18 protein-coding genes are annotated in these 22,920 nt (G+C 64.4%); 10 read left to right on the top strand and 8 right to left on the bottom strand.

What is annotated here, in order from left to right; translation table 11 throughout:
* Window positions 1-34 precede the first annotated feature (34 nt).
* Complete coding sequence (locus QZ497_RS00985) at window positions 35-655, top strand: HAD family phosphatase (RefSeq protein ID WP_295470232.1); 621 nt, start codon at window positions 35-37, stop codon at window positions 653-655.
* Between the two features lie 109 nt (window positions 656-764).
* Entirely contained in the window at window positions 765-1,034 is a 270-nt protein-coding gene (locus tag QZ497_RS00980; protein WP_295470230.1) for a DUF4404 family protein, read from the top strand.
* Window positions 1,035-1,092: 58 nt separating this feature from the next.
* Here QZ497_RS00980 and queF read toward each other — a convergent pair whose 3' ends face one another.
* Window positions 1,093-1,923 carry an NADPH-dependent 7-cyano-7-deazaguanine reductase QueF gene (gene queF / locus QZ497_RS00975; protein WP_295470227.1) on the bottom strand — a complete coding sequence of 277 codons (831 nt, stop codon included), beginning with the start codon at window positions 1,921-1,923 and terminating at the stop codon, window positions 1,093-1,095.
* Window positions 1,924-2,085: 162 nt separating this feature from the next.
* On the opposite strand from queF, the gene QZ497_RS00970 reads away from it, so the two are divergent.
* Both QZ497_RS00970 and QZ497_RS00965 read left to right on the top strand, forming a co-directional pair.
* Window positions 2,086-2,760 (top strand): heavy metal response regulator transcription factor, encoded by a 675-nt coding sequence (locus QZ497_RS00970; RefSeq protein WP_295470225.1) that lies wholly within the window; start codon window positions 2,086-2,088, stop codon window positions 2,758-2,760.
* Entirely contained in the window at window positions 2,757-4,109 is a 1,353-nt protein-coding gene (locus QZ497_RS00965) for a heavy metal sensor histidine kinase (protein WP_295470222.1), read from the top strand. Before QZ497_RS00970 ends, QZ497_RS00965 begins: the two co-directional genes overlap by 4 nt.
* On the opposite strand, the gene QZ497_RS00960 is transcribed toward QZ497_RS00965, so the two are convergent.
* From QZ497_RS00960 to QZ497_RS00950, 3 genes are read right to left on the bottom strand one after another with little or no spacing between them, the layout of a single operon-like run.
* Window positions 4,100-5,344, bottom strand: a complete 1,245-nt coding sequence (locus QZ497_RS00960) for a lipoprotein-releasing ABC transporter permease subunit (protein ID WP_295470218.1) — start codon at window positions 5,342-5,344, stop codon at window positions 4,100-4,102. The two genes, QZ497_RS00965 and QZ497_RS00960, sit on opposite strands and share 10 nt — an antisense overlap.
* Window positions 5,345-5,368: 24 nt before the next feature.
* Window positions 5,369-6,052 (bottom strand): lipoprotein-releasing ABC transporter ATP-binding protein LolD, encoded by a 684-nt coding sequence (gene lolD, locus QZ497_RS00955; protein WP_295470216.1) that lies wholly within the window; start codon window positions 6,050-6,052, stop codon window positions 5,369-5,371.
* Between the two features lie 7 nt (window positions 6,053-6,059).
* Entirely contained in the window at window positions 6,060-7,310 is a 1,251-nt protein-coding gene (locus tag QZ497_RS00950; RefSeq protein ID WP_295470213.1) for a lipoprotein-releasing ABC transporter permease subunit, read from the bottom strand.
* A 101-nt stretch (window positions 7,311-7,411) separates the two neighbouring features.
* Here QZ497_RS00950 and QZ497_RS00945 point away from each other — a divergent pair, with 101 nt between their 5' ends.
* Together QZ497_RS00945 and QZ497_RS00940 are read left to right on the top strand one after the other, a co-directional pair.
* Window positions 7,412-7,987: a PilZ domain-containing protein gene (locus QZ497_RS00945; RefSeq protein ID WP_295470211.1), complete on the top strand. Its 576-nt coding sequence runs from the start codon at window positions 7,412-7,414 to the stop codon at window positions 7,985-7,987.
* A 43-nt stretch (window positions 7,988-8,030) separates the two neighbouring features.
* Window positions 8,031-8,753, top strand: coding sequence for a glycerophosphodiester phosphodiesterase (locus QZ497_RS00940; protein ID WP_295470209.1), 723 nt, complete (start codon window positions 8,031-8,033; stop codon window positions 8,751-8,753).
* A gap of 42 nt (window positions 8,754-8,795) precedes the next feature.
* Here the strand turns inward: QZ497_RS00940 and sthA are convergent, their stop codons facing one another.
* Together sthA and QZ497_RS00930 are read right to left on the bottom strand one after the other, a co-directional pair.
* On the bottom strand, window positions 8,796-10,190 hold the full coding sequence (gene sthA / locus QZ497_RS00935; protein WP_295470207.1) for a Si-specific NAD(P)(+) transhydrogenase: 1,395 nt from the start codon (window positions 10,188-10,190) through the stop codon (window positions 8,796-8,798).
* A 322-nt stretch (window positions 10,191-10,512) separates the two neighbouring features.
* Window positions 10,513-10,824 (bottom strand): hypothetical protein, encoded by a 312-nt coding sequence (locus QZ497_RS00930; protein WP_295470204.1) that lies wholly within the window; start codon window positions 10,822-10,824, stop codon window positions 10,513-10,515.
* 1,044 nt (window positions 10,825-11,868) lie between these two features.
* Here QZ497_RS00930 and QZ497_RS00925 point away from each other — a divergent pair.
* On the top strand, window positions 11,869-13,155 hold the full coding sequence (locus QZ497_RS00925; RefSeq protein ID WP_295470202.1) for an MFS transporter: 1,287 nt from the start codon (window positions 11,869-11,871) through the stop codon (window positions 13,153-13,155).
* Between the two features lie 102 nt (window positions 13,156-13,257).
* Here QZ497_RS00925 and QZ497_RS00920 read toward each other — a convergent pair whose 3' ends face one another.
* Complete coding sequence (locus QZ497_RS00920) at window positions 13,258-14,721, bottom strand: glyceraldehyde-3-phosphate dehydrogenase (protein WP_295470200.1); 1,464 nt, start codon at window positions 14,719-14,721, stop codon at window positions 13,258-13,260.
* A gap of 190 nt (window positions 14,722-14,911) precedes the next feature.
* On the opposite strand from QZ497_RS00920, the gene mfd reads away from it, so the two are divergent.
* From mfd to QZ497_RS00905, 3 genes are all read left to right on the top strand, one after another.
* Window positions 14,912-18,361, top strand: coding sequence for a transcription-repair coupling factor (gene mfd / locus QZ497_RS00915; RefSeq protein WP_295470198.1), 3,450 nt, complete (start codon window positions 14,912-14,914; stop codon window positions 18,359-18,361).
* Between the two features lie 11 nt (window positions 18,362-18,372).
* Entirely contained in the window at window positions 18,373-18,909 is a 537-nt protein-coding gene (locus QZ497_RS00910) for a CsiV family protein (protein ID WP_295470196.1), read from the top strand.
* 88 nt (window positions 18,910-18,997) lie between these two features.
* Window positions 18,998-21,730 carry a DEAD/DEAH box helicase gene (locus tag QZ497_RS00905; protein ID WP_295470194.1) on the top strand — a complete coding sequence of 911 codons (2,733 nt, stop codon included), beginning with the start codon at window positions 18,998-19,000 and terminating at the stop codon, window positions 21,728-21,730.
* A gap of 159 nt (window positions 21,731-21,889) precedes the next feature.
* Here QZ497_RS00905 and QZ497_RS00900 read toward each other — a convergent pair whose 3' ends face one another.
* Window positions 21,890-22,864, bottom strand: a complete 975-nt coding sequence (locus QZ497_RS00900) for an aldo/keto reductase (RefSeq protein WP_295470192.1) — start codon at window positions 22,862-22,864, stop codon at window positions 21,890-21,892.
* Window positions 22,865-22,920: the final 56 nt, after the last annotated feature.

Here is a 22,920-nt window from a genome sequence, read left to right as displayed (position 1 = left end):
GGGTAGCGTTCTGGCTATTTCAGAGACTTGCGCCATGCTCGCTCCGGTCAATACGCCATTACCTGCCTTCTCCGCCCTGCTCTTCGGCCTGAGCGGCTGCCTGGTGGACTTCGGCGGGCAGGCGTCCAGCCAAGCCCTGGCGGCAGGCACTGGCCTCGATAAACATGCCCGCCTCACCCCTGGAGCACTGGAAAGCCTGCAGAGCCTGCGTCAGCAAGGCATTCCGTGCGCCTGGCTGGACGACCTGCCCGACGCGCACAGCCAGACACTCTGCGCCCCGCTGGGCGAACTGATCGTCGCCACCGCGCGCAGCCCGGTGAGCTGGCCGGCGCCCGATGCCTGCTGGCTGGCGCTGATGACCCTGAAGGTCAGCCAGCTTGAAGGCTGCGTACTGGTCAGCGGCAACCCTCTGCTGCTGGAGTCGGGCCTCAATGCCGGGCTGTGGACCATCGGCCTGGCCTCATGTGGATCGCTATGCGGGCTGGGGCCCGAGCAGTGGGAGGCGCTTGACGTCACTGAGCGCGAACGCCGCCGGGCACAGGCCACGCTGCATCTCTACAATATCGGCGCCCACTCGGTGATCGACCATCTCGGCGAACTGGAATCCTGCCTGGCCGACATCAGTCTGCGCCGCCGCAAAGGCGAAAAGCCCTGACGCACGTCAGAGGCGAAGCCAGCGCTCCTGGATTACTCTTGATAGCACCACGGACCTTTCGTCCCCTGACGCAGTCCATGGGAAAGACCTATCGAAGAAGGAGCACGCCATGCCTGCCCGCGACCTGCAAGAACAACTGGATGCCCTGCGCGAGCAACTGGACCGCAACCCGCCACTGTCGGAAACCGAGCGTGTGCACCTGCACGAGCTGATGCAACAAATTGAAACCAAAATCCAGCTGGAACAGGCCACTCACGAACAGGACAGCAGCCTGGTCGATGGCGTGAACCTGGCGGTCGAGCGCTTCGAACTGGAACACCCCGGCATCGCAGCGACCTTGCGCAACATCGTCCAGACGCTGGGCAACATTGGCATCTGAGACACAGCCGCTACGCAAAAGGCCCGTCACTCGACGGGCCTTTTTCATTCGCTGGCGATCACTGGCGGGCCAGGCGCCCGTTGTTCGGTAGCAGCGCCTCTGTGCTGCGGTACGGGTTGATGTCCAGGCCGCCGCGGCGCACGTAGCGCGCATACACTGTGAGCTTTTCCGGGCGCAGCAGGCGCTGCAGGTCGAGGAACATGCGCTCCACGCACTGCTCGTGGAAGTCCGAGTGCTGGCGGAAGCTGACGATGTAGGCCAGCAGACTGGCGTGATCGAGCGCCGCGCCACGATACTCCACCACCACGCTACCCCAGTCCGGCTGGCTGGTCACCGGGCAGTTGGACTTGAGCAGATGGCTGTGCAGGCTTTCCTCCACGCTCCGCGAGGCATCGCAACGCAGCAGTTCGGGACGCGGGTGGTCATAGCTGTGTACCTCGATATCCAGCTCGTCGATGCACGGCCCCGGCAGGTCGGCAACGCCTTCAGCGCTGATCTGCGCCAGGCTGCGGATACTCACGCCGACCGGCTTGCCGGCGGCGGCGGAAAGGTCCTTGACCAACACCGCCTGCAGCTCGCCCTGGGTGGCGAACACGCTCTGGTTCAGCGAATTGAGATACAGCTTGAACGACTTGGACTCGATGATGTTCGGCGAGTCGGCCGGCACGCTGAACTCGGCAATGGCCACCACGGGCTTGCCGGACGGCAGCAGCCACGACAGCTCGTAGCAGTTCCACACATCGACCCCCTGATACGGCAGGCTCTCGGCGCTCAGGCCCAGCTCGGCCCATTTCGCGGCACGCGGGATGGGATAAAGCAGCTCGGGGGTGTAGGTGGCGACGTACTCACTGGACTTGCCCAGTGGCGAGTGTTCGGCGGCGGGATGCATGGCAGTATCGGAACCTCAGAAAATAACCCGCGCAGTCTATCCGTTTTGCGTGCAGCTTTCAGCGCCGCCTGGCTCGCGCCCCGATTACAACCTTGTAAGCTTGGCCCTTTGCGCCGCCCGGCGGGTTATAAAGCACGCATTGCCTCAGCCGGACGCGCCACCATGAAACTACTGATCGTCGAAGACCAGCCCAAGACCGGCCAGTACCTGAACCAGGGGCTCAGCGAGGCTGGCTTCGACAGCGAACTGGTCGATGAGGGCCAGGCTGGCCTGCAACGCGCGCTGAGCGGCGACCATGCGTTGCTGATCCTCGACGTGATGCTGCCCGGCCTGGACGGCTGGGCGATCCTGCAGCGCCTGCGTCAGGCTGGCCTGCACACGCCGGTGCTGTTGCTCACCGCACGCGACGCCGTCGAAGACCGGGTGCGCGGCCTGGAACTGGGCGCCGACGACTACCTGATCAAGCCCTTCGCCTTTTCCGAACTGCTGGCCCGGGTGCGCACCCTGCTGCGCCGCGGCACACCCCTGGACACCCGCCTGCAAGCCGGCGACCTGCACCTGGACCTGCTACAACGCCGGGTCGAGCGTGCCGGCAGGCGCCTGGACCTGACCGCGAAGGAGTTCGCCCTGCTGGAGCTGTTGTTGCGCCGCCAGGGCGAAGTGCTGTCCAAATCCCTTATCGCCGCGCAGGTCTGGGACATGCATTTCGACAGTGACACCAACGTCATCGAGGTCGCCATCCGCCGCCTGCGCATGAAAGTCGACGATGAGTTCGACACACGGCTGATCCACACCGTGCGCGGCATGGGCTACGTGCTGCAGGAACAGGCTCCATGAAACTGTCACTGCGCAGTCGCCTGGCCCTGCTGTTCGCTGCCTGCACCGCGTCGGTGTCGCTGATTGCCGGGTTGCTGTTCGACCAGGCCAGCGCCCGGCACTTCATGGAACTCGACCAGCACCTGTTCGACAGTCGCCTGGCCAGCCTGCGCGCAACACTGGGCGAGGTCACCGAGCGTGCCGCCTTCGAGGCCCGAAGACCTGCCCTGCACGGCATGACCGAACACGCCGAGCTGCACCTGCGCATCACCGACAGCCATGGGCAGGTATGGCTGGACGACACACCGGCATTGCGGGCCCTGCCCGCCAGCGAAGGGCTGCATACCCTGAACGAAGGCGACGTCGCCTATCGGGTGTTGAACACGCGACTACAGCCGCAGCGCGCCGATTCTCCGCGTGTGAGCCTGCTGCTGGATATCACCCACCACCAGCAATTCCTGCAGGGCATGCAGCGGCTGATCTGGCTGACCGTCGGTCTCTGCGCACTGGCTACCGCCCTGCTCGGCGCCTGGGCCGCGCGCCGTGCCCTGCAACCGCTGCAACGCATGGGCGAGGTGGCCAGCGGCGTGTCGGCCAGCTCGTTGGCCATGCGCCTGCCGGAGCAGGCCATGCCGCCGGAGCTGGCGCAGCTGGCGGTGACTTTCAACGCCATGCTCGACCGCCTGGAGCAAGGTTTTCAGCGCCTTTCGGCGTTCAGCGCCGACATCGCCCACGAGTTGCGCTCGCCGCTGTCCAACCTGCTGACCCAGACCCAGGTGGTGCTCAGCCAGCCACGCGCGCTGGATGACTATCGCCAGGCGCTGCTGGGCAATCTAGAGGAATTGCAGGGGCTGACTCAGCTGGTCAACGACATGCTGCTGCTCGCCAAGGCTGACCAGGGGCTGCTGACGCCAGGGCGTGATGCGCTGCGCCTGGAAGATGAAGTGGACAGCGTACTGGAATACTTCATGCCACTCGCCGAGGAAGCCGGCGTTAGCCTGAGTCGCCAGGGACAGGCCACGCTCCAGGGCGACCGCATGCTGCTACGTCGAGTGCTGGCGAATCTGCTGGGCAATGCGCTGCGCTTCACCGCGCCCGGCAAGCGCGTCGAGGTGAAACTGCAAGGTGTCGATGAGGCGGTGGAACTGAGCGTCGAAAACCCCGGTGCTGACATGCCACCCGAGGTACTGGGACGGCTGTTCGACCGTTTCTATCGCGCCGACCCGGCGCGCAGCGGTGGCCATGAACATGCCGGGCTGGGCCTGGCGATCAGCCGCTCGATCGTCGAGGCACATGGCGGCACCCTGAGTTGCGAGTCAGCCCTGGGGCTGACCCGCTTCGTCGTGCGGCTGCCGCGGGGTCACTCGTAACGCAGCGCCTGGGCCGGCTCGACCTTGGCCGCGCGCCAGGCCGGATAGATGGTCGCCAGGAAACTGAGGATGAAGCCGGCACTGCAGATCAGCAGCACGTCACCGCTTTGCAGCTCCGATGGCAGGTTGCTGATGAAGTACACGTCGGAGCTGAAGATGTGCTGCCCGCTGATGCGTTCGACCCAGCCGACCAGGGCGCTGACGTTGAGCGCGGCGATGACCCCGAGCACGCCACCGATCAAGGTGCCGACCACGCCGATCAACGAACCCTGGACGATGAAGATGCCCATGATCTGCCGCGGCGTTGCGCCGATGGTGCGCAGGATGGCAATGTCGGCGCCCTTGTCGTTCACCACCATGATCAGCGTGGCGATGATGTTGAACGCCGCCACGGCGACGATCATCAGCAGCAGCAGGCCGATCATGGTCTTTTCCATCTTCATGGCGCTGAACAGGCTGCCCTGGGTATGGGTCCAGTCATCGGCGCGGTAGCCGTCGCCCAGTCCGGCGGCGATGGCGGCGGAGACCTTGGGCGCCTGGTACAGGTCCTTGAGCGCCAGGCGCACGCCCTGTACCTGGCCCGGTTGCCAGCGCTGAATCTGCCCGGCGTCGGCGATGTTCATCAACGCCATGGAGCCATCCAGCTCGGCACCCACCTTGAACAGCCCGACCACGGTCAAGCGCTGCAGGCGCGGTGTGATGCCACCCGGCGCGTTGCTGATTTCCGGAACGATCAGGGTCAGGGTATCGCCGACATTCACACGAAAGCGGCGTGCGGTAATCTCGCCGAGGACCACACCGAACTCACCGGGCTTGAGGTTATCCAGGCTGCCGCGGGTGATGTGCTGGGTGACGATGGACACCTCATGCTCACGGGCCGGGTCGATGCCACTGATCTGGATCGGCTGCATCGCGCCACGGTAGGAAAGCATGCCTTCCATCTCAGTCAGTGGCGCGGCGGCCACGACCTCGGGGTTGTGGCGCGCGGCGTCGGCGACCTTCTGCCAGTCGTCCAGCGGCTTGGCGCCGAGGATCGAGGCATGCGGGACCATGCCGAGGATGCGTGAACTCATCTCGCGCTGAAAGCCGTTCATCACCGACAGCACGACGATCATGGCCAGCACGCCGAGCGCCAGGCCGATCATCGACGTCATGGAGATGAACGAGATGAAATTCTTGCGCCGCTTGGCTCGCGTGTAGCGGGCACCGATGAAGATGGATAAGGGTCTGAACATTCGCAGGGCACCAAGTGGGCTGAATCAGACGGCGACCAGCTGGCCGTCTTCCAGGCGCAGGACACGGTCCATCTGCCTGGCCAGGTTCATGTCGTGGGTCACCACCAGGAACGCGGTACGCGACGCTGTGCTCAGCTCGCGCATCAGGTCCTGAATGCCCTGTGCGGTATGGTGGTCGAGGTTGCCGGTGGGCTCGTCGAGCATCACCAGGCCCGGCTCGTTGACCAGCGCCCGGGCGATCGCCACGCGCTGGCGTTCGCCGCCAGACAGCTCGGCCGGCTTGTGCGCCAGGCGATGACTCAGACCGACGCGCTTGAGCAGTGCGGTGGCGCGCTCGCGAGCGGCCGGAATGGGCGTCTTGCCGATCAGCAGCGGCATGCAGACGTTCTCCAGCGCGGTGAACTCCGGCAGCAGGTGATGGAACTGGTAGACGAAACCCAGTGCGCGATTGCGCAGCAGGCCACGGGCCTTCTCGCCCAGCGCCGAGAGTTCTTCGCCGGCCAGCCATACGCTGCCCTGGGAGGGGGTATCCAGGCCGCCCAGCAGGTTGAGCAAGGTGCTCTTGCCCGAACCGGAGCTGCCGACGATGGCCACGCGCTCACCGGGGAACAGCTCCAGCTGCAGGCCGGACAACACCACCACCGACTCAGGGCCCTCCTCGTAGGATTTACCCAGGTTGCGGCAACTCAATACGGCTTTTTCAGACATGCCCGACTCACTCATAACGTAGCGCCTCTGCCGGCTGGGTGCGCGCTGCGCGCCAGGCCGGGTACAGGGTGGCGAGGAAACTCAGGAGCAATGCGGCGCCACAGACCTGGAGCACGTCCTGGGTCATCAGCTGCGACGGCAGGTAGTCGATGAAGTAGACGTCCGCATTGAGAAACTTGTGGCCGATCAGCTTTTCCAGCCCGGCGATGGCGCTGCTCACGTTGAGCGCGGCCAGGATGCCGACACCGGCGCCGATCAGCGTGCCGACCACGCCGATCACCGTGCCCTGGACCATGAAGATCGCCATGATCTGCCCCGGTGTGGCGCCCAGGGTGCGCAGGATGGCGATGTCGCCTTTCTTGTCGTTGACCACCATCACCAGGGTGGAAATGATGTTGAACGCCGCCACCGCGACGATCAGCAGCAACAGCAGGCCGATCATGGATTTTTCCATGCGGATGGCCTGGTAGAGGTTGCCGTGGGTGCGCGTCCAGTCACGCGAGTAATAGTGGTCACCCCCCAACTGCTGAGCGATCTGCCAGGCACCGCGGGGGGCCTGGAACAGGTCGTCGAATTTCAGGCGCAGGCCCTGCACCTGATCCGGCTGCCAGCGGCGCAGGCGGCCGAGGTCCTCGATATTGGTCAGGCCCAGGAAGCCGTCGATCTCGCCGGCACCGACGTGGAAGATGCCCGCCACCGTGAAGCGCTTCATGCGCGGGAACATGCCTGCCGGGGTCACCGCCACTTCAGGGGCGACGAAGGTCAGTTTGTCGCCCACCGCGACACCCAGCCTGGCCGCCGCACGGTCGCCGATGATGATGCCGAACTCGCCGGGGGCCAGCGCGCTCAAGGCCCCCTGGCGAATGAACTGGCCGATGATGGAAACCTTGTCTTCCTGGCTGGGGTCGATACCGTTGAGCAGGACTTTCTGCACGGTGCCTTCATGGCTGAGCAGACCCTGCATCTGGGTGAACGGCGCAACGGCCAGCACTCCGGGATTGGCCGCAACCTTCTCGGCGAGCTTCGGCCAGTCGCGAATCGGCTCGTCGCCCTCCACGGTGGCGTGGGGCACCATGCCAAGAACACGGGTACGCATCTCATGATCGAAACCGTTCATGACCGACAGTACGACGATCATCACCACAACGCCCAGGGCCAGGCCGATGATCGAAGTCAGGGAGATGAAGGAGACAAAATGGTTACGTCGCTTGGCGCGTGTGTAGCGTGTGCCGATGAAGGCAAAAAGAGGTCTGAACATTTAAGGAATTGTTCGCTGGAATGGGACATCCGTGTGGCGGGCCGGCAGACGCGGCCTTACACTCGAGACTCTCTGACCACAGCCGCAGGCACGGGTTCGCCATGTCGACACTAGACGAAGAAAGACGCCGCGAATACTACCGTATCGAAGACAGCGTCGCACTGGAAATTAACCCCCTCACCGAGGCGGCGAGCTGCACCATGCCGCGTATCACCGCGCTGTTCCAGCTGCTCAGTGAGCTGCATGTCAGCGAGTTCGAATCCCAGCATCTGTTGCGCCAGCTCGACGACCGCGACCGCGTGCTCAATGGTTTCCTCAAGGCGCTGAGCAAGCGCATCGACCTGCTCGGCCAGGTGGTGGCGCACACCGCGCTTGGCGAACTGGGCACCCCGCAGGCGGTGCTGCTCTCCGAGGGTGGCATCCAGTTCGACTCTGCACAGATGTACGGCCCCGGCTCGCGGCTGTCGATCAAGATGGTGCTCATGCCCCAGGCCGCCGGCATGATGCTCGAAGCCCGGGTCCTCACCTGCAAGGCCAAGGGCTCCGACACCTTCGAAATCGACACCGAATTCGTCGACCTGCCCGACGCCCAGCGTCAGCTGCTGGCCCGCCACGTTCTGCAGCGCCAGGCCCAGCAGCGCCGGCAGGCACGTGAACAGGGCGAGCGCCCCGATTGACCCCCTTCGACAGCCATGGCGTTTCCCGCCTACAGGAGTATCTGTGACACTCATCTACGGCCACCGCGGCGCCAAGGGCGAAGCACCGGAGAACACCCTCGCCAGTTTCCGCCAGTGCCTCGACCACGGTGTGCGCCGTTGCGAACTGGACCTGCACCTGTCGCGCGACGGTGAACTGATGGTCATCCACGACCCGACCCTGAAGCGCACCACCGACCGGCGTGGCAAGGTCAACGAACACCTGGCCGCCGACCTGGTGACCTACGATGCGCGCAAGGGCGGCCCGGGCTGGAACCAGCCCTGCCCTATCCCGCGCCTGGAAACGCTGTTCGAGCAATGCGACTTCGAGCACTGGCAGCTGGAGGTCAAGAGCGCTTCACGCACCCGCGCAGCCAACACCGTGCTGGCGATCCGTGAACTGGTGCAGCGTTTCGGCCTGCTGGACAAGGTGACCATCACCTCCAGCTCCCGCGAAGTACTGCGCGCCGCCATCGAGCTGACCCCGGACATCTCCCGCGGCCTGGTGGCCGAGTATGCCTGGCTGGACCCATTGAAAGTGGCGCAGAGCTACGGCTGCGAGATTCTCGCGTTGAACTGGACGCTGTGCACCCCTGAACGCCTGCTCAAGGCGCAGCGCCAGGGTTTGCACGTGTCGGTATGGACGGTCAACGAACCGGCGCTGATGCACCGGCTCGCGGACTTCGGCGTAGACAGCCTGATCACAGACTTTCCCGGTTTGGCCACCGCCACCCTCGGGAGTCGCTGAAGCAGGTCTCTCCGGCCGGCTCAGGCCACCGGCCGGAGCCGCTTAAAAAAGCCGGTTGAGACCGTCGTAGGCAGCTACCCGATAGGCTTCGGCCATGGTCGGGTAGTTGAAGGTGGTATTGACGAAGTACTTCAGGGTATTGGCTTCACCCGGCTGGTTCATGATCGCCTGGCCGATGTGCACGATCTCCGAAGCCTGGTCGCCGAAGCAATGCACGCCCAGAACCTGCAAGGTTTCGCGGTGGAAGAGGATCTTCAGCATGCCGACGCGCTCGTCGGAGATCTGCGCCCGGGCCATGCCCTTGAAGAACGCCTTGCCCACCTCGTAAGGCACCTTGGCCTCGGTCAGCTCGGCCTCGGTCTTGCCGATCGAGCTGATCTCCGGAATGGTGTAGATGCCGGTCGGCACGTCGTTGACGTAGCGCCAGCTGCCATTGTCCACCACGCTGCCAGCGGCCGAACGCCCCTGGTCATAGGCGGCACTGGCCAGGCTCGGCCAGCCGATCACGTCGCCGGCACCATAGATGTTGCTGACCGCCGTGCGATAGTTCTCGTCGACCTCGATCTGGCCGCGGCCGTTGGCCTGCAGGCCGATGTTTTCCAGGCCCAGACGGTCGGTGTTGCCGGTGCGGCCGTTGCACCACAGCAAAGCGTCGGCCTTGATCTTCTTGCCCGATTTCAGGTGCAGGATCACGCCGTTGTCGATCCCCTCGACCCGCTCGTACTCCTCGTTGTGGCGAACCATCACGTTGTTGTTGCTGAAGTGATAGCTCAGGCCCTGGGAGATTTCCTTGTCGAGGAAGCTCAGCAGCTGGTCGCGGTTGTCCACCAGTTCCACCAGCACGCCGAGACCGCTGAAGATCGATGCATATTCGCAACCGATGACCCCGGCACCGTAGATGATCAACTTGCGAGGGGTGTGGCTGAGGCTGAGGATGGTGTCGCTGTCGTAGATGCGCTTGTGGCTGAAGTCGATATCGGCCGGGCGATAGGGCCGCGAGCCGGTGGCGATGATGATCTGGTTGGCGACCAGCTTGTCGACCACACCATTGGTGCAGACCACGTTGACGCTGTTCTCGTCGGCGAAACTGCCAGTACCGAAGAACACATCGACCCGATTGCGTGCGTAGTAGCTGGTGCGCGAGGCCACCTGCTTGGCGATCACCACTTCGGCGCTCTTGAGCACGTCGGGAAAGGAGAACCAGCGCGGCTCGCCGATGGCGCGGAACATGGAGTTGGTGTTGAACTGGATGATCTGCTTGACCGCGTGACGCAACGCCTTGGAAGGGATGGTGCCGAGGTGGGTGCAGTTACCGCCGACCTGGCGACGGCTGTCGACCATCGCCACCTTGCGGCCCGCCTTGGCGGCGTTCATCGCCGCACCCTCACCGGCGGGGCCGGACCCCAGAACCACTACATCGTAGTTGTAGACAGCCATGCGTACTCCTTCAGAACGGGCCGGGCGCCACCTGGCGGCCTCGGCTAAATCACGCGGTGCAGTCTAGCGCTGCGCTCAAGCCGGGAACATTAACCCTTGGTCGTGATGATGGCCAGGGGTAATTGGCGCTCGGTCGCTGGTGACCCGTACTTTGCCGAACGTTCCGCACAGGCACACAGCCGGCACAAGCGGTTTGGCCGCAATACGGATCGCTCAGACCGCTGGAGCTCTATGCCTTCAGGGAAGCCTTCAAACATCTTCGTTTGGTACTCGCTCTGGTTTTTCAACATAGCTCGCTCGGCCTAATCGAGCGGTAGTGAGCCTAGTAGTCGATGACCACACAGCCGTCCCGCCCCTTGACGCCCGCCGCACCGCGCGAGCCCACGGAGGAACTGGTATTGATGGTTCCACCACCTCCCGCCGCCCCGCCCCCACCAGCCTGGGCACAACGACTGGCACGTGCCGTATCGGCCTCCTCAGCGTCGCGCAGCGCCTCAGCCGCCTCGGCCGCTTCGATGGCCACTTGCTCGGTGATGACCAGGATGTCTGGTGCAGCCCGCTCCTCAGCTTCGTCCAGGCGGAGAATCCGCTCCACACGGGCGACCTCGCCCTGGCCATAGCGAATTCGCCCCATATGCCTGCCCGCTTCGTCCGTTCCGGAAATCCCGCCATTGCCGGGCGACTCACTGCCGCCACGCAGACCACCGGCCTGACCGCCAGCACCGGGCCCCAAACCACAGCCCGACGCTGACACGACACCGCCCGCGCCACCCACGCCAGGTGTATTGCTGAATCCATTACTCGAGCTTCCGCCACCCCCTCCCAGCCCCCCATTGGCAACCCATGCGGTCGCGGTCGACTTCGCCCCGGATGACTCAGTCACAGCGATGCTGCTGAGCCCCCCGGTACCGCCATCGCCACCACCAGCCCCCACGTCACCGGCCCTACCCGCTTGCCCGCCGAGCCCCACAGTCACCTGCAACGAAGCACCTGTATCGATTACTACACTGCAGACCATCGCAGAACCACCGCCACCGCCCCCGCCACCCGCACCGCGCCCCTTGAGCAACCCGTCGAAAGCACTGCCACCTCCTCCACCGCCGCCGCCCGCGCCGATCAGGGTGAACGTCAACCGGGTAACCCCGGCAGGCGGCTTGAATTCGACCTGAGTGCCACCCCGTTCGTAAACCTGAGTGGCAGCATGGAGCGTCCCGCTAAATACGGCGATGCACAATAGCCCGCCCCACATCCCTGCTCTGAACATACCTGTCCCTCCTCTGACACCCGTACCTCGCTAGCCGGCAGTTGCTCGATAGGCCGTCCAATCGTCCGACTTGCAATGCGCGCCACCATATTAGGCGGACACCACCGCGACAGGAGCTCTATGAATTGGTAGGTCTTCTCTAGCGTGTAGCGCATCCGTACCTGTGCACCAAGTGCGGCGCGAGCCCCCAAAACCATGCTTGAGCGCCCACCTACCGGTACATCCGCACCCGCTTCCTGAACAAAGGCTGAACGAGAGAACCAAGGGTTCGGCAAAGGCTCGGCAGCGGTTGTGAGAGGGCATTTTTACAAATATTGTTACAAATAGCCCTCAACCGGACGCAGATCCGGTGCGCTGCCCGGCAGCGTGCAGACTGACCAACAACCCCAATATCCAGCCTGAAGAGTCAGAGCCATGACCTCCACACAAAACAAAGGCAAAGCGATCTTTCGCGTTGTCAGCGGCAACTTCCTCGAGATGTACGACTTCATGGTCTATGGCTTCTATGCCACGGCCATCGCCAAGACCTTCTTCCCTGCCGACAGTGCATTCGCGTCCCTGATGCTATCGCTGGCCACCTTCGGCGCCGGCTTCCTCATGCGTCCGCTGGGCGCGATATTCCTCGGTGCCTACATCGACCGCCATGGCCGCCGCCAGGGGCTGCTCATCACCCTGGGCCTGATGGCCATCGGCACCCTATTGATCGCCTGTGTGCCCGGCTATAACAGCATCGGCCTGGCCGCGCCGTTGCTGGTGCTGCTCGGCCGTTTGCTGCAAGGCTTCTCGGCCGGCGTGGAACTGGGCGGCGTGTCGGTTTACCTCGCGGAAATCTCCACCCCTGGCCGCAAGGGCTTCTTCGTCAGCTGGCAATCGGCAAGCCAACAGGCTGCCGTGGTCTTTGCCGGCCTGCTGGGTGTGGCCCTCAACCATTGGCTGAGCCCCGAAGAAATGGGTGACTGGGGCTGGCGCGTGCCGTTCTTCGTCGGCTGCCTGATCGTACCGGCGCTGTTCATCATCCGCCGCTCGCTGGAAGAATCGCCCGAGTTCGAAGCCCGCAAGCACCGCCCAAGCCTGGGCGAAGTGATGCGCTCGATCCGCCAGAACTTCGGCCTGGTACTGGCCGGCATGGCACTGGTGGTGATGACCACCGTGTCCTTCTACCTGATCACCGCCTACACCCCGACCTTCGGCAAGAGCGAGCTGCACCTGACCGACCTGCAAAGCCTGCTGGTGACCATGTGCGTGGGCGTGTCCAACTTCATCTGGCTGCCGGTGATGGGCTCGGTGTCCGACCGTATCGGTCGCAAGCCGCTGCTGGTCGGTGCCACGGTGTTGGCCATTATGACCGCCTACCCTGCCCTGTCGTGGCTGGTGGCGCATCCGAGCTTCGGCAACCTGCTGATCGTCGAGCTGTGGCTGTCGTTCCTGTATGGCAGCTACAACGGCGCCATGGTCGTGGCCCTGACGGAAATCATGCCCGCCGAAGTACGCACCACCGGCTTCTCGCTGGCCTATAGCCTGGCCACCGCCACCTTCGGCGGCTTCACCCCGGCAGCCTGCACCTGGCTGATCCACGCCCTGGACAACCGCGCTGCACCAGGCATCTGGCTGACCGGTGCCGCCATTCTGGGCCTGATCGCCACGCTGAACCTGTTCAAGGCCAAGGGCGCGGCCAGCGGTCGACTGCAGACCGCCAGCTAAACGCATAAATCGCGGACAAAAAAACGGGTCGAACATTCGACCCGTTTTTTTATGCCGCCCGGTCAGACCGGGCGACCTGTAGATCGCTGCGCTACGCCGCGATTACTTTGGAAAGGCTGGTGGGTTGACGCCCGCCATGTCTTCCATCACGCGGACCACCTGGCAGCTGTAACCGAATTCGTTGTCGTACCAGACGTACAGGACCACACGGTTATCGTTGGCGATGGTCGCTTCGGCATCGACGACACCGGCATGGCGCGAGCCGACGAAGTCGGTGGAAACCACTTCCTGGGAGCTGACGTAGTCGATCTGCTTGTGCAGGTCGGAATACAGCGCGGTATGGCGCAGGTATTCGTTGATCTCGTCGCGGGTGGTGGCCTTTTCCAGGTTCAGGTTGAGAATGGCCATCGAGACGTTCGGCGTCGGCACGCGAATCGCGTTGCCGGTCAACTTGCCAGCCAGCTCGGGCAGAGCCTTGGCAGCGGCGGTGGCAGCACCGGTCTCGGTGATGACCATGTTCAGCGCGGCGCTACGGCCACGGCGCGAACCCTTGTGGAAGTTGTCGATCAGGTTCTGGTCGTTGGTGTACGAGTGAACGGTCTCGACGTGGCCGTTGACGATGCCGAACTTGTCGTTGACTGCCTTGAGCACCGGCACGATGGCGTTGGTGGTGCAGGATGCCGCCGAGATGATCTTGTCTTCCGGGGTGATTTCACCGTGGTTGATGCCATGCACGATGTTCTTCAGCTTGCCCTTGCCAGGCGCGGTGAGAATCACGCGGTCGACACCCGGGCAGGCCAGGTGCTGGCCCAGGCCTTCGGCATCACGCCATACACCGGTGTTGTCGACGACCAGAGCATTCTCGATGCCGTACTGGGTGTAGTCGACTTCGCTCGGGTTCTTGGCGTAGATCACCTGGATCAGGTTGCCGTTGGCGGTCAGGGTGCTGTTTTCTTCGTCGATGGTGATGGTGCCATCGAACGAACCGTGTACCGAGTCACGACGCAGCAGGCTGGCGCGCTTGACCAGGTCGTTGCTGGCACCCTTGCGCACCACGATGGCCCGCAGACGCAGGCCGTCGCCGCCACCGGTCTTCTCGATCAGGATGCGCGCCAGCAGGCGGCCGATGCGGCCGAAGCCGTACAGGACCACGTCCTTGCCCTTGCGCGGGCTGTTGCTCTGCTGACCTACCACGCTGGCCAGTTCTTCACGCACGAACTGCTCGGCGCTGCGGCCGTTGCCTTCGGCCTTGAACTTGACGGCCAGACGGCCCAGGTCCACCGAGGCGGCACCCAGCTTGAGCTCGCTCATGGCCTTGAGCAGGGGGAAAGTCTCGTGTACGGACAACTCGCTCGCATCGGACTGGCGATGGCGGGCAAAGCGGTGGGCTTTGAGAATCGCGATGACTGAACGGTTGATCAGGCTGCGGCCATAGATCGAAGTGACCACATTGTTATTGCGGTACAGCTGGCCAAGGAGCGGGATCATCGCCTCGGCGAGGGCTTCACGGTCGATCCATTCACCAAGACACTGGTCGGGCTTCTGAGTCACGGGAACCTTCCACATGTAGGGGCTGAAAAAAGGGGCTACATTATGACCGCGCCAGTGTTTATGAGCAATGCGCGGCCATCAGATGTTCTGACACTACATAAACGAAAAAGATCAAAAGGCGCTCGATGCGCTGGAAAACTGACAGCCACCGCCCTCGCCCGTTACAATCGCGCCCCCTGTCGCATCGCCTGGAGCCAGACCGTCCGTGCCCGTCCTGCGTCTACCGCAACAGCCTGCCACCGCCGGCAAACAACACTGGGGCAACCTGCAAGGTGCCGCCCTGAGCCTGGCCATCGCCGAGGCCGCCAGTGCCGCGCGGCGTTTCACCCTGCTGCTGACCGCCGACAGCCAGGGCGCCGAACGCCTTGAACAGGAACTGAAATTCTTCGCCCCGGAACTGCCGGTGCTGCATTTCCCGGACTGGGAAACCCTGCCCTACGACCTGTTCTCGCCCCACCAGGACATCATCTCGCAGCGTATTGCCAGCCTGTACCGCCTGCCGGAGCTGGAGCATGGCGTGCTGGTGGTGCCGATCACCACCGCCCTGCACCGCCTGGCGCCGACCAAGTTCCTGCTCGGCAGCAGCCTGGTGCTGGACGTCGGCCAGAAGCTCGACGTCGAAGCCATGCGCACGCGCCTGGAAGCCAGCGGCTACCGCTATGTCGACACGGTCTACGAGCACGGCGAGTTCACCGTACGCGGTGCGCTGTTCGACCTGTTCCCGATGGGCAGCAAGACGCCCTACCGCATCGACCTGTTCGATGACGAGATCGAAACCCTGCGCACCTTCGACCCGGAAACCCAGCGTTCCATCGACAAGGTCGACTCGGTGCGCCTGCTGCCGGCGCGGGAGTTCCCGCTGCACAAGGACGAGGTGGTGCGTTTCAAGGCACGCTTTCGCGAGCGTTTCGACGTCGACTTCCGGCGCAGCCCGATCTTCCAGGACCTCAACAGCGGCATCATCCCCGCCGGTATCGAGTACTACATTCCGCTGTTCTTCGAAGAAACCTCGACCCTGTTCGATTACCTGCCCCAGGACACCCAGGTGTTCTCGCTGCCCGGCATTGAGCAGGCGGCGGAAAACTTCTGGAACGACGTGCGCAATCGCTACGAAGACCGGCGCATCGACCCCGACCGGCCGCTGCTGCCGCCGGCCGAGCTGTTCCTGCCGGTGGAAGACTGTTTCGCACGCCTGAAGCAATGGCCGCGAGTGGTGGCCAGCCAGCAGGACATCGAGGCCGGAGTCGGTCGCGAGCGTTTTGCGTCCCAGCCACTGCCGGACCTGGCCATCGAGGCCAAGGCCAGCCAGCCGCTGGCGGCGCTCTCGGGCTTTCTCGACAGTTTCCCGGGCCGGGTGCTGTTCACCGCCGAGTCGGCCGGCCGCCGCGAAGTGCTGCTGGAACTGCTCGAACGCCTGAAGCTGCGCCCCAAGACGGTGGAAGGCTGGGAAGACTTCGTCACCGGCGACGAGCGCCTGGCGATCACCATCGCGCCCCTCGACGAAGGCCTGGTGTTGGACCAGCCGTCCCTGGCGCTGATCGCCGAAAGCCCGCTGTTCGGCCAGCGCGTCATGCAGCGCCGACGCCGCGAGAAACGCGCCGAACATGGCAACGATGCGGTCATCAAGAACCTCACCGAGCTGCGCGAAGGCGCGCCGGTGGTGCACATCGACCACGGCGTGGGCCGCTACCAGGGCCTGGCGACCATCGAGGTCGACAACCAGGTCGCCGAATTCCTCACCCTGGTCTATGCCGACGACGCCAAGCTCTACGTGCCGGTGGCCAACCTGCACCTGATCGCCCGTTACACCGGCAGCGACGACGAACTGGCACCGCTGCATCGCCTGGGCTCGGAAACCTGGCAGAAGGCCAAGCGCAAGGCTGCTGAGCAGGTGCGCGACGTCGCCGCCGAGCTGCTGGACATCTATGCCCGTCGTGCGGCGCGCAAGGGCTACGCCTTCGAAGACCCGAAGGCCGACTACGCCACTTTCAGTGCCGGTTTCCCTTTCGAGGAAACGCCCGACCAACAGGCCAGCATCGACGCGGTACGCGCCGACATGCTTGCCGCCAAGCCCATGGATCGCCTGGTATGCGGCGACGTCGGCTTCGGCAAGACCGAGGTGGCCATGCGCGCGGCGTTCATCGCCGTGCACGGCGGCCGCCAGGTGGCGGTGCTGGTACCCACCACCCTGCTCGCCCAGCAGCACTACAACAGCTTCCGCGATCGCTTCGCCGACTGGCCGGTGAAGGTCGAGGTGATGAGCCGCTTCAAGTCGGCCAAGGAAGTCAGCCAGGCGGTCAGCGACCTGGCCGAAGGCAAGATCGACATCGTCATCGGCACCCACAAGCTGCTCTCCGACGACGTGAAGTTCAAGGACCTGGGCCTGGTGATCATCGACGAGGAGCACCGCTTCGGCGTGCGCCAGAAGGAGCAGCTCAAGGCGCTGCGCAGCGAGGTGGACATCCTCACCCTCACGGCCACGCCGATCCCGCGCACCTTGAACATGGCGGTGTCGGGCATGCGCGACCTGTCGATCATCGCCACCCCGCCGGCACGCCGCCTCTCGGTGCGCACCTTCGTGATGGAACAGAACAAGCCGACGGTCAAGGAAGCGCTGCTGCGCGAACTGCTGCGCGGTGGCCAGGTGTACTACCTGCACAACGATGTGAAGACCATCGAGAAGTGCGCCGCTGACCTCGCCGAACTGGTGCCCGAAGCGCGCATCGGCGTCGGCCACGGGCAGATGCGCGAGCGCGAGCTGGAACAGGTGATGAGCGACTTCTACCACAAGCGCTTCAACGTGCTGGTGGCCTCGACCATCATCGAGACGGGTATCGACGTGCCCAGCGCCAACACCATCATCATCGAACGCGCCGACAAGTTCGGCCTGGCCCAGTTGCACCAGTTGCGCGGCCGGGTCGGGCGCAGTCACCACCAGGCCTACGCCTACCTGTTGACGCCGCCGCGCAAGCAGGTCACCGCCGATGCGGAAAAACGCCTGGAGGCCATCGCCAATACCCAGGACCTGGGCGCCGGCTTCGTGCTGGCCACCAACGACCTGGAGATCCGCGGCGCCGGTGAACTGCTCGGCGATGGCCAGAGCGGGCAGATCCAGGCGGTAGGGTTCACCCTGTACATGGAAATGCTCGAACGCGCGGTCAAGGCGATCCGCAAGGGCGAGCAGCCGAACCTCGACCAGCCTCTGGGCGGCGGACCGGAGATCAACCTGCGCGTACCGGCCCTGATCCCCGAAGACTACCTGCCCGACGTGCATGCGCGGCTGATCCTCTACAAGCGCATCGCCAACGCCACCGACGAAGAAGGTCTCAAGGACCTGCAGGTGGAAATGATCGATCGCTTCGGCCTGCTGCCCGAACCGACCAAGAGCCTGATGCGCATCACCCATCTGAAACTGGTCGCCGAACAGCTGGGCATCACCAAGATCGATGCCGGCCCGCAAGGCGGGCGCCTGGAGTTCGGTGCCGAAACGCCGGTCGACCCGCTGACCCTGATCAAGCTGATCCAGGGCCAGCCCAATCGCTACAAGTTCGAAGGCGCCACCGTGTTCAAGTTCATGGTGCCCATGGAACGCCCCGAGGAGCGTTTCAATACCATCGAAGCGCTGCTTGAGCGCCTGACCCCGAAATCTGCCTGAAGGATGCGTGCATGCGCCTGTACCGTTCATTGATCCTGCTGTTCACCGTGCTGCTGGCCTGCGCTGCAGCACCGGCCTTCGCCGCCGACCGCTACCAGGTCGAGGCCATTCTGTTCCGCCAGATCGGCGAACCGGCGGCGACCCCGCAACCGGCTCCCGAGCACTGGGATCGCGGCGCGCCACGGGTCGGCCAGGCCGAGCAGCGCGCCACCGCCCTCGACGCCACGGCGCAGAAGCTCGAAGCCAGCGGCAAGTACCAGGTGCTGCTGCATAAGGCCTGGCAGCAAACCATCGGCAGCGAGCCCAGCGTGATGGCGGTGACCGAGGGCGACGAGCGCTTCGGCCACTTCGCGGTGGAGGGCACCCTGAGCGTGGCCATTGATCGCTTCACCGACTTCGACGCCGAATTCTGGGTCAACCAGCTCGACAACCACGGCATCCTGCTGGGCAGCGAACGCCTGAAGCAGAGCGCCCGGGTCAAGAACGGCGAGCTGACCTTCCTCGACTACGGCAGCCTCGCCCTGCTGATCAAGGTATCGTCGCTCTGAGGCCTGGGCGGCGACGCCCGCTCACCTCCGCAGCAAAAGGCGGGTACACTGCCCGCCTCGTTAAAAGACCGCAGGGCCTCACACACCGGTGTCATCGATTTTCGAAAAAGTCCTGGCCAGCGCCTGGACGCAATTCTTCAAAGCCCAGACTCTGGAGCGCGGACGCACCTATGCCCGGCAGAATCGCGTCAGCCTGGAGCAGGTCGGCGACCAGGTGGTGCGTACCCGTTGCCTGGGCAGCGCTGGCGAGCGTTACAGCCAGTCACTGATCTTCAAGGACCCGGCACAGACCCGCCACTACCTGGTCTGCACCTGCACCTGCCCGGTACGCCGGGACTGCAAGCATTGCGTTGCCGCGCTGGAATTTCTCAGCAGCCCGGCCAACCGCCAGGCGCTCGCCCTCGCCCGCCCGGCCGCAGTCGAAGACAGCCCGCCTGCGTTGCCAGAGCGGCTGATCGACGACCTGCAGCCGCGCCCACGGCTGATCCTCGCCAGCCTTGAGTTCACCGCCTTCGAACCGCGCAACGGTCGCATGCAGCGGCAGATCCAGCACCGTGCCGCGCTGGCCTTCGCCTACGGCAAGCACTACGCCACCGGCACCACGCACGTGAGCATTCTGACCAGCACGCTGGGCAGTGACCTGGTGAACCAGAAGAGCGACATCCTCGAAACCACCGCCACGGAAATCCTGCGCATCCGTCGCCAGGGCGAGCGCGAACGACAGTACCGCCAGCGCCTGACCGACCTGGGCTTCAAGGTCGCCACCCGGCAGAGCAAGGCCCTGCCCGACAGTGCCGGGGAAATGTACGAGCTGCCGGGCGACAAGGCCTGGCTGCATTTCGTGCTCGACGACCTGCCGAAACTGCGTGACGAAGGCTGGGAAATCGACATCCGCGATGGCTTCGGCTTCGACGTCACGCCGGTGGACGACTGGTACGCGGTGATCGACGAGCAGGACGACCGCAACTGGTTCGACCTGGAACTGGGCATCATCGTCAACGGCGAACGCCTGAGTCTGCTGCCGATCCTCGTCAACCTGCTGCGCAGCCACCCGGAGTTGATCAACCCGGCCGACGTGGCACGCCGCGGTGACGAAGAACAACTGCTGGTGCAACTGCACCATTTCGCCCAGCAAGGCGGTGGCCCGGTGCAAGTGGCATTGCCCTATGGCCGTCTCAAGCCGGTGCTGGCGACCCTGGGGGAATTCTTCTGGCGCGAAGCGGGCAACACCAGCGTGCGCCTGAATGCCGCCGATGCCGCCCGCCTCAACGAGCTGGACGACCTGCCGCTGTCCTGGGAAGGCGGCGAGCGCATGCGCCACTTCGCCGAGCGCCTGGCACGCATCAAGGATGCGCCGGTCAGCCTGCCCGACGGCCTCAACGCGCAGTTGCGGCCTTACCAGCTGGAAGGCCTGAGCTGGATGCAGGCGCTGCGCGAACTGGAAGTGGGCGGCATCCTGGCCGACGACATGGGCCTGGGCAAGACCTTGCAGACCCTCAGCCACCTGCTGCTGGAAAAGCAGCAGGGGCGCCTCGACCGCCCGGCGCTGGCGGTGATGCCCACCAGCCTGATCGGCAACTGGCTGGATGAAGCGGCGCATTTCACTCCGCAGCTCAAGGTCCTGGCGCTGTACGGCGCGCAGCGTCACCAGGAGCTGGACGATCTGCAGGGCTACGATCTGATCCTCACCACCTACGCGCTGTTGCCGCGAGATGTCGAGCACCTGGAAAAGCTGGCGCTGCATGTGCTGATCCTCGACGAGGCGCAGTACATCAAAAATCCCAAGAGCAAGGCCGCCCAGGCCGCGCGGCAACTCAACGCGCGCCAGCGCCTGTGCCTGTCCGGCACACCGCTGGAAAACCACCTGGGTGAACTCTGGTCGCTGTTCCACTTCCTGATGCCCGGCTGGCTGGGCAGCAGCAAGGAATTCAACAGCAACTACCGCACCGCCATCGAGAAACATGGCAATGCTGCACGCCTGCAGCATCTCAACGCGCGAATCAAGCCGTTCCTGCTGCGCCGCACCAAGGAACAGGTGGCCACCGAGCTGCCGCCCAAGACCGAGATCATCCAGTGGGTGGAACTCAACGACAGCCAGCGTGACGTGTACGAAACCGTGCGCCTGGCCATGGACAAGAAAGTCCGCGACGAGATAGATCGTAAGGGCATGGCGCGCAGCCAGATCGTCATCCTTGAAGCACTGTTGAAGCTGCGCCAGGTGTGCTGCGACCTGCGCCTGGTCAACGACATGCCGGTCAACCCGCGCCATGGCAGCTCGGCCAAGCTGGCCGGATTGATGGAGATGTTCGAAGAGCTGTTGGCCGAAGGGCGGCGCATCCTGCTGTTCTCGCAGTTCACCTCGATGCTGGAACTGATCGAGCAGGAACTGCAGGGGCGCGGCATCGACTATGCCCTGCTGACCGGCTCGACCCGCGACCGGCGCACGCCGATCCGCGAATTCCAGGAAGGCCGTCTGCCGGTGTTCCTGATCAGCCTCAAGGCCGGCGGTACGGGTCTGAACCTCACCGCCGCCGACACCGTGATCCACTACGACCCGTGGTGGAACCCGGCCGCCGAGAACCAGGCCACCGACCGCGCCTATCGCATCGGCCAGGACAAACCGGTGTTCGTCTACAAGATGATCGCCAGGAGTACGGTGGAAGAGAAGATCCAGCGCCTGCAGCAGGAAAAATCGGCGCTTGCCGCCGGCGTTCTGGAAGGCCGCAGCCAGGGTGACTGGAAACTTGGCGAGGACGACCTCAAAGCCCTCTTCGCCCCCCTGCCCCCTGCCCCGAAAAAAGCGCGGCGCCAAGCGGGGTAGGCGCGGCCTCAACCACAGCAGTCGTCAATCAGGCCGGCAGAGCTTGCTCGCGATGATCGCGGCAGGCTCGCAACAGATGAATCGGGCTTACCAGCCTTTTCGCGAACACGCTCGCTCCAGCAAAAGCCGGAGTGCGTCTGACCGACCTGTCGTGGCGGGTCAGCCTTTGACCAGGGCGATCAGTTGCTGGCGCTGGGCATCGCTCAGGGTCGGACCAAAACCCGCGCCAGCGTTCTCCGCCATGTACTTCGGGTTGCCCGTTCCAGGAATCACGCAGGTCACGGCCGGGTGCGCGAGGATGAACTTCAGCGCCAGTTGCGCCCAACTGTTGACCTCGACCTGCGCCGCCCAACCCGGCAGCGGCTTGTCTTTCAGGCTGCGCAACAACCCTCCGCCGCCAAACGGGCGATTGCAGATCACCGCGACACCGCGCTCGCGGCATAACGGCAAGATGCGCGCTTCGGCGGCGCGATCATCCAGCGCGTAGTTGATCTGCAGGAAGTCCAGCTGCTCGGCCCTGAGCACCGCCTCGACCTGATCGTAGGCCGACGCCGTGTAATGACTGATACCCAGGTAACGAATTCGTCCCTCGGTTTTCCATTCACGCAATACCGGCAGATGGGCCTGCCAGTCGACCAGGTTGTGAATCTGCATCAGATCGATGCGATCGGTGCGCAACAGGCGCAACGACTCTTCCATCTGCGCGATGCCCTCCTGGCGCCCGCGGGTCCAGACCTTGGTGGCGAGGAAGGCCGGTGAGCGCGGCTCATGGATCGACAGCAGCTCACCGGTGGTCTGCTCGGCACGGCCATACATCGGCGAACTGTCGATGACACTGCCACCGGCGGCGAACAGTGCGTCGAGCACTTCACGCAACTGCTTGTACGCCGGGCTGGAGGTGGCCACATCGAAGCCGCGGTAGGTGCCCAGGCCCACCACCGGCAAGGGCTCATTGCTGGAAGGGATGACACGGGTCTGCATGGCGCGGCCTCCTGGAAGACGCGAGGAAGGGTTAGGCGCAGGCAAGGTCGCCGGACGTTCGCCACCGCTGGCCGAATCGATACCCAGGACGGCGGCGGCGCCGGCAGCCAGGGTCAGCAGGCGGCGGCGCGTGAGGCTCGAGCAATGGCGCATGCGGAACTCCTTGCGGGTCTGACGGCAACGGCTTTACACAGACCCTAGCCGCTGTG

The sequence above is a fragment of the uncultured Pseudomonas sp. genome (assembly GCF_913777995.1).
GTDB lineage: Bacteria > Pseudomonadota > Gammaproteobacteria > Pseudomonadales > Pseudomonadaceae > Aquipseudomonas.
This window is presented reverse-complemented; position numbering and strand designations above follow the sequence as displayed.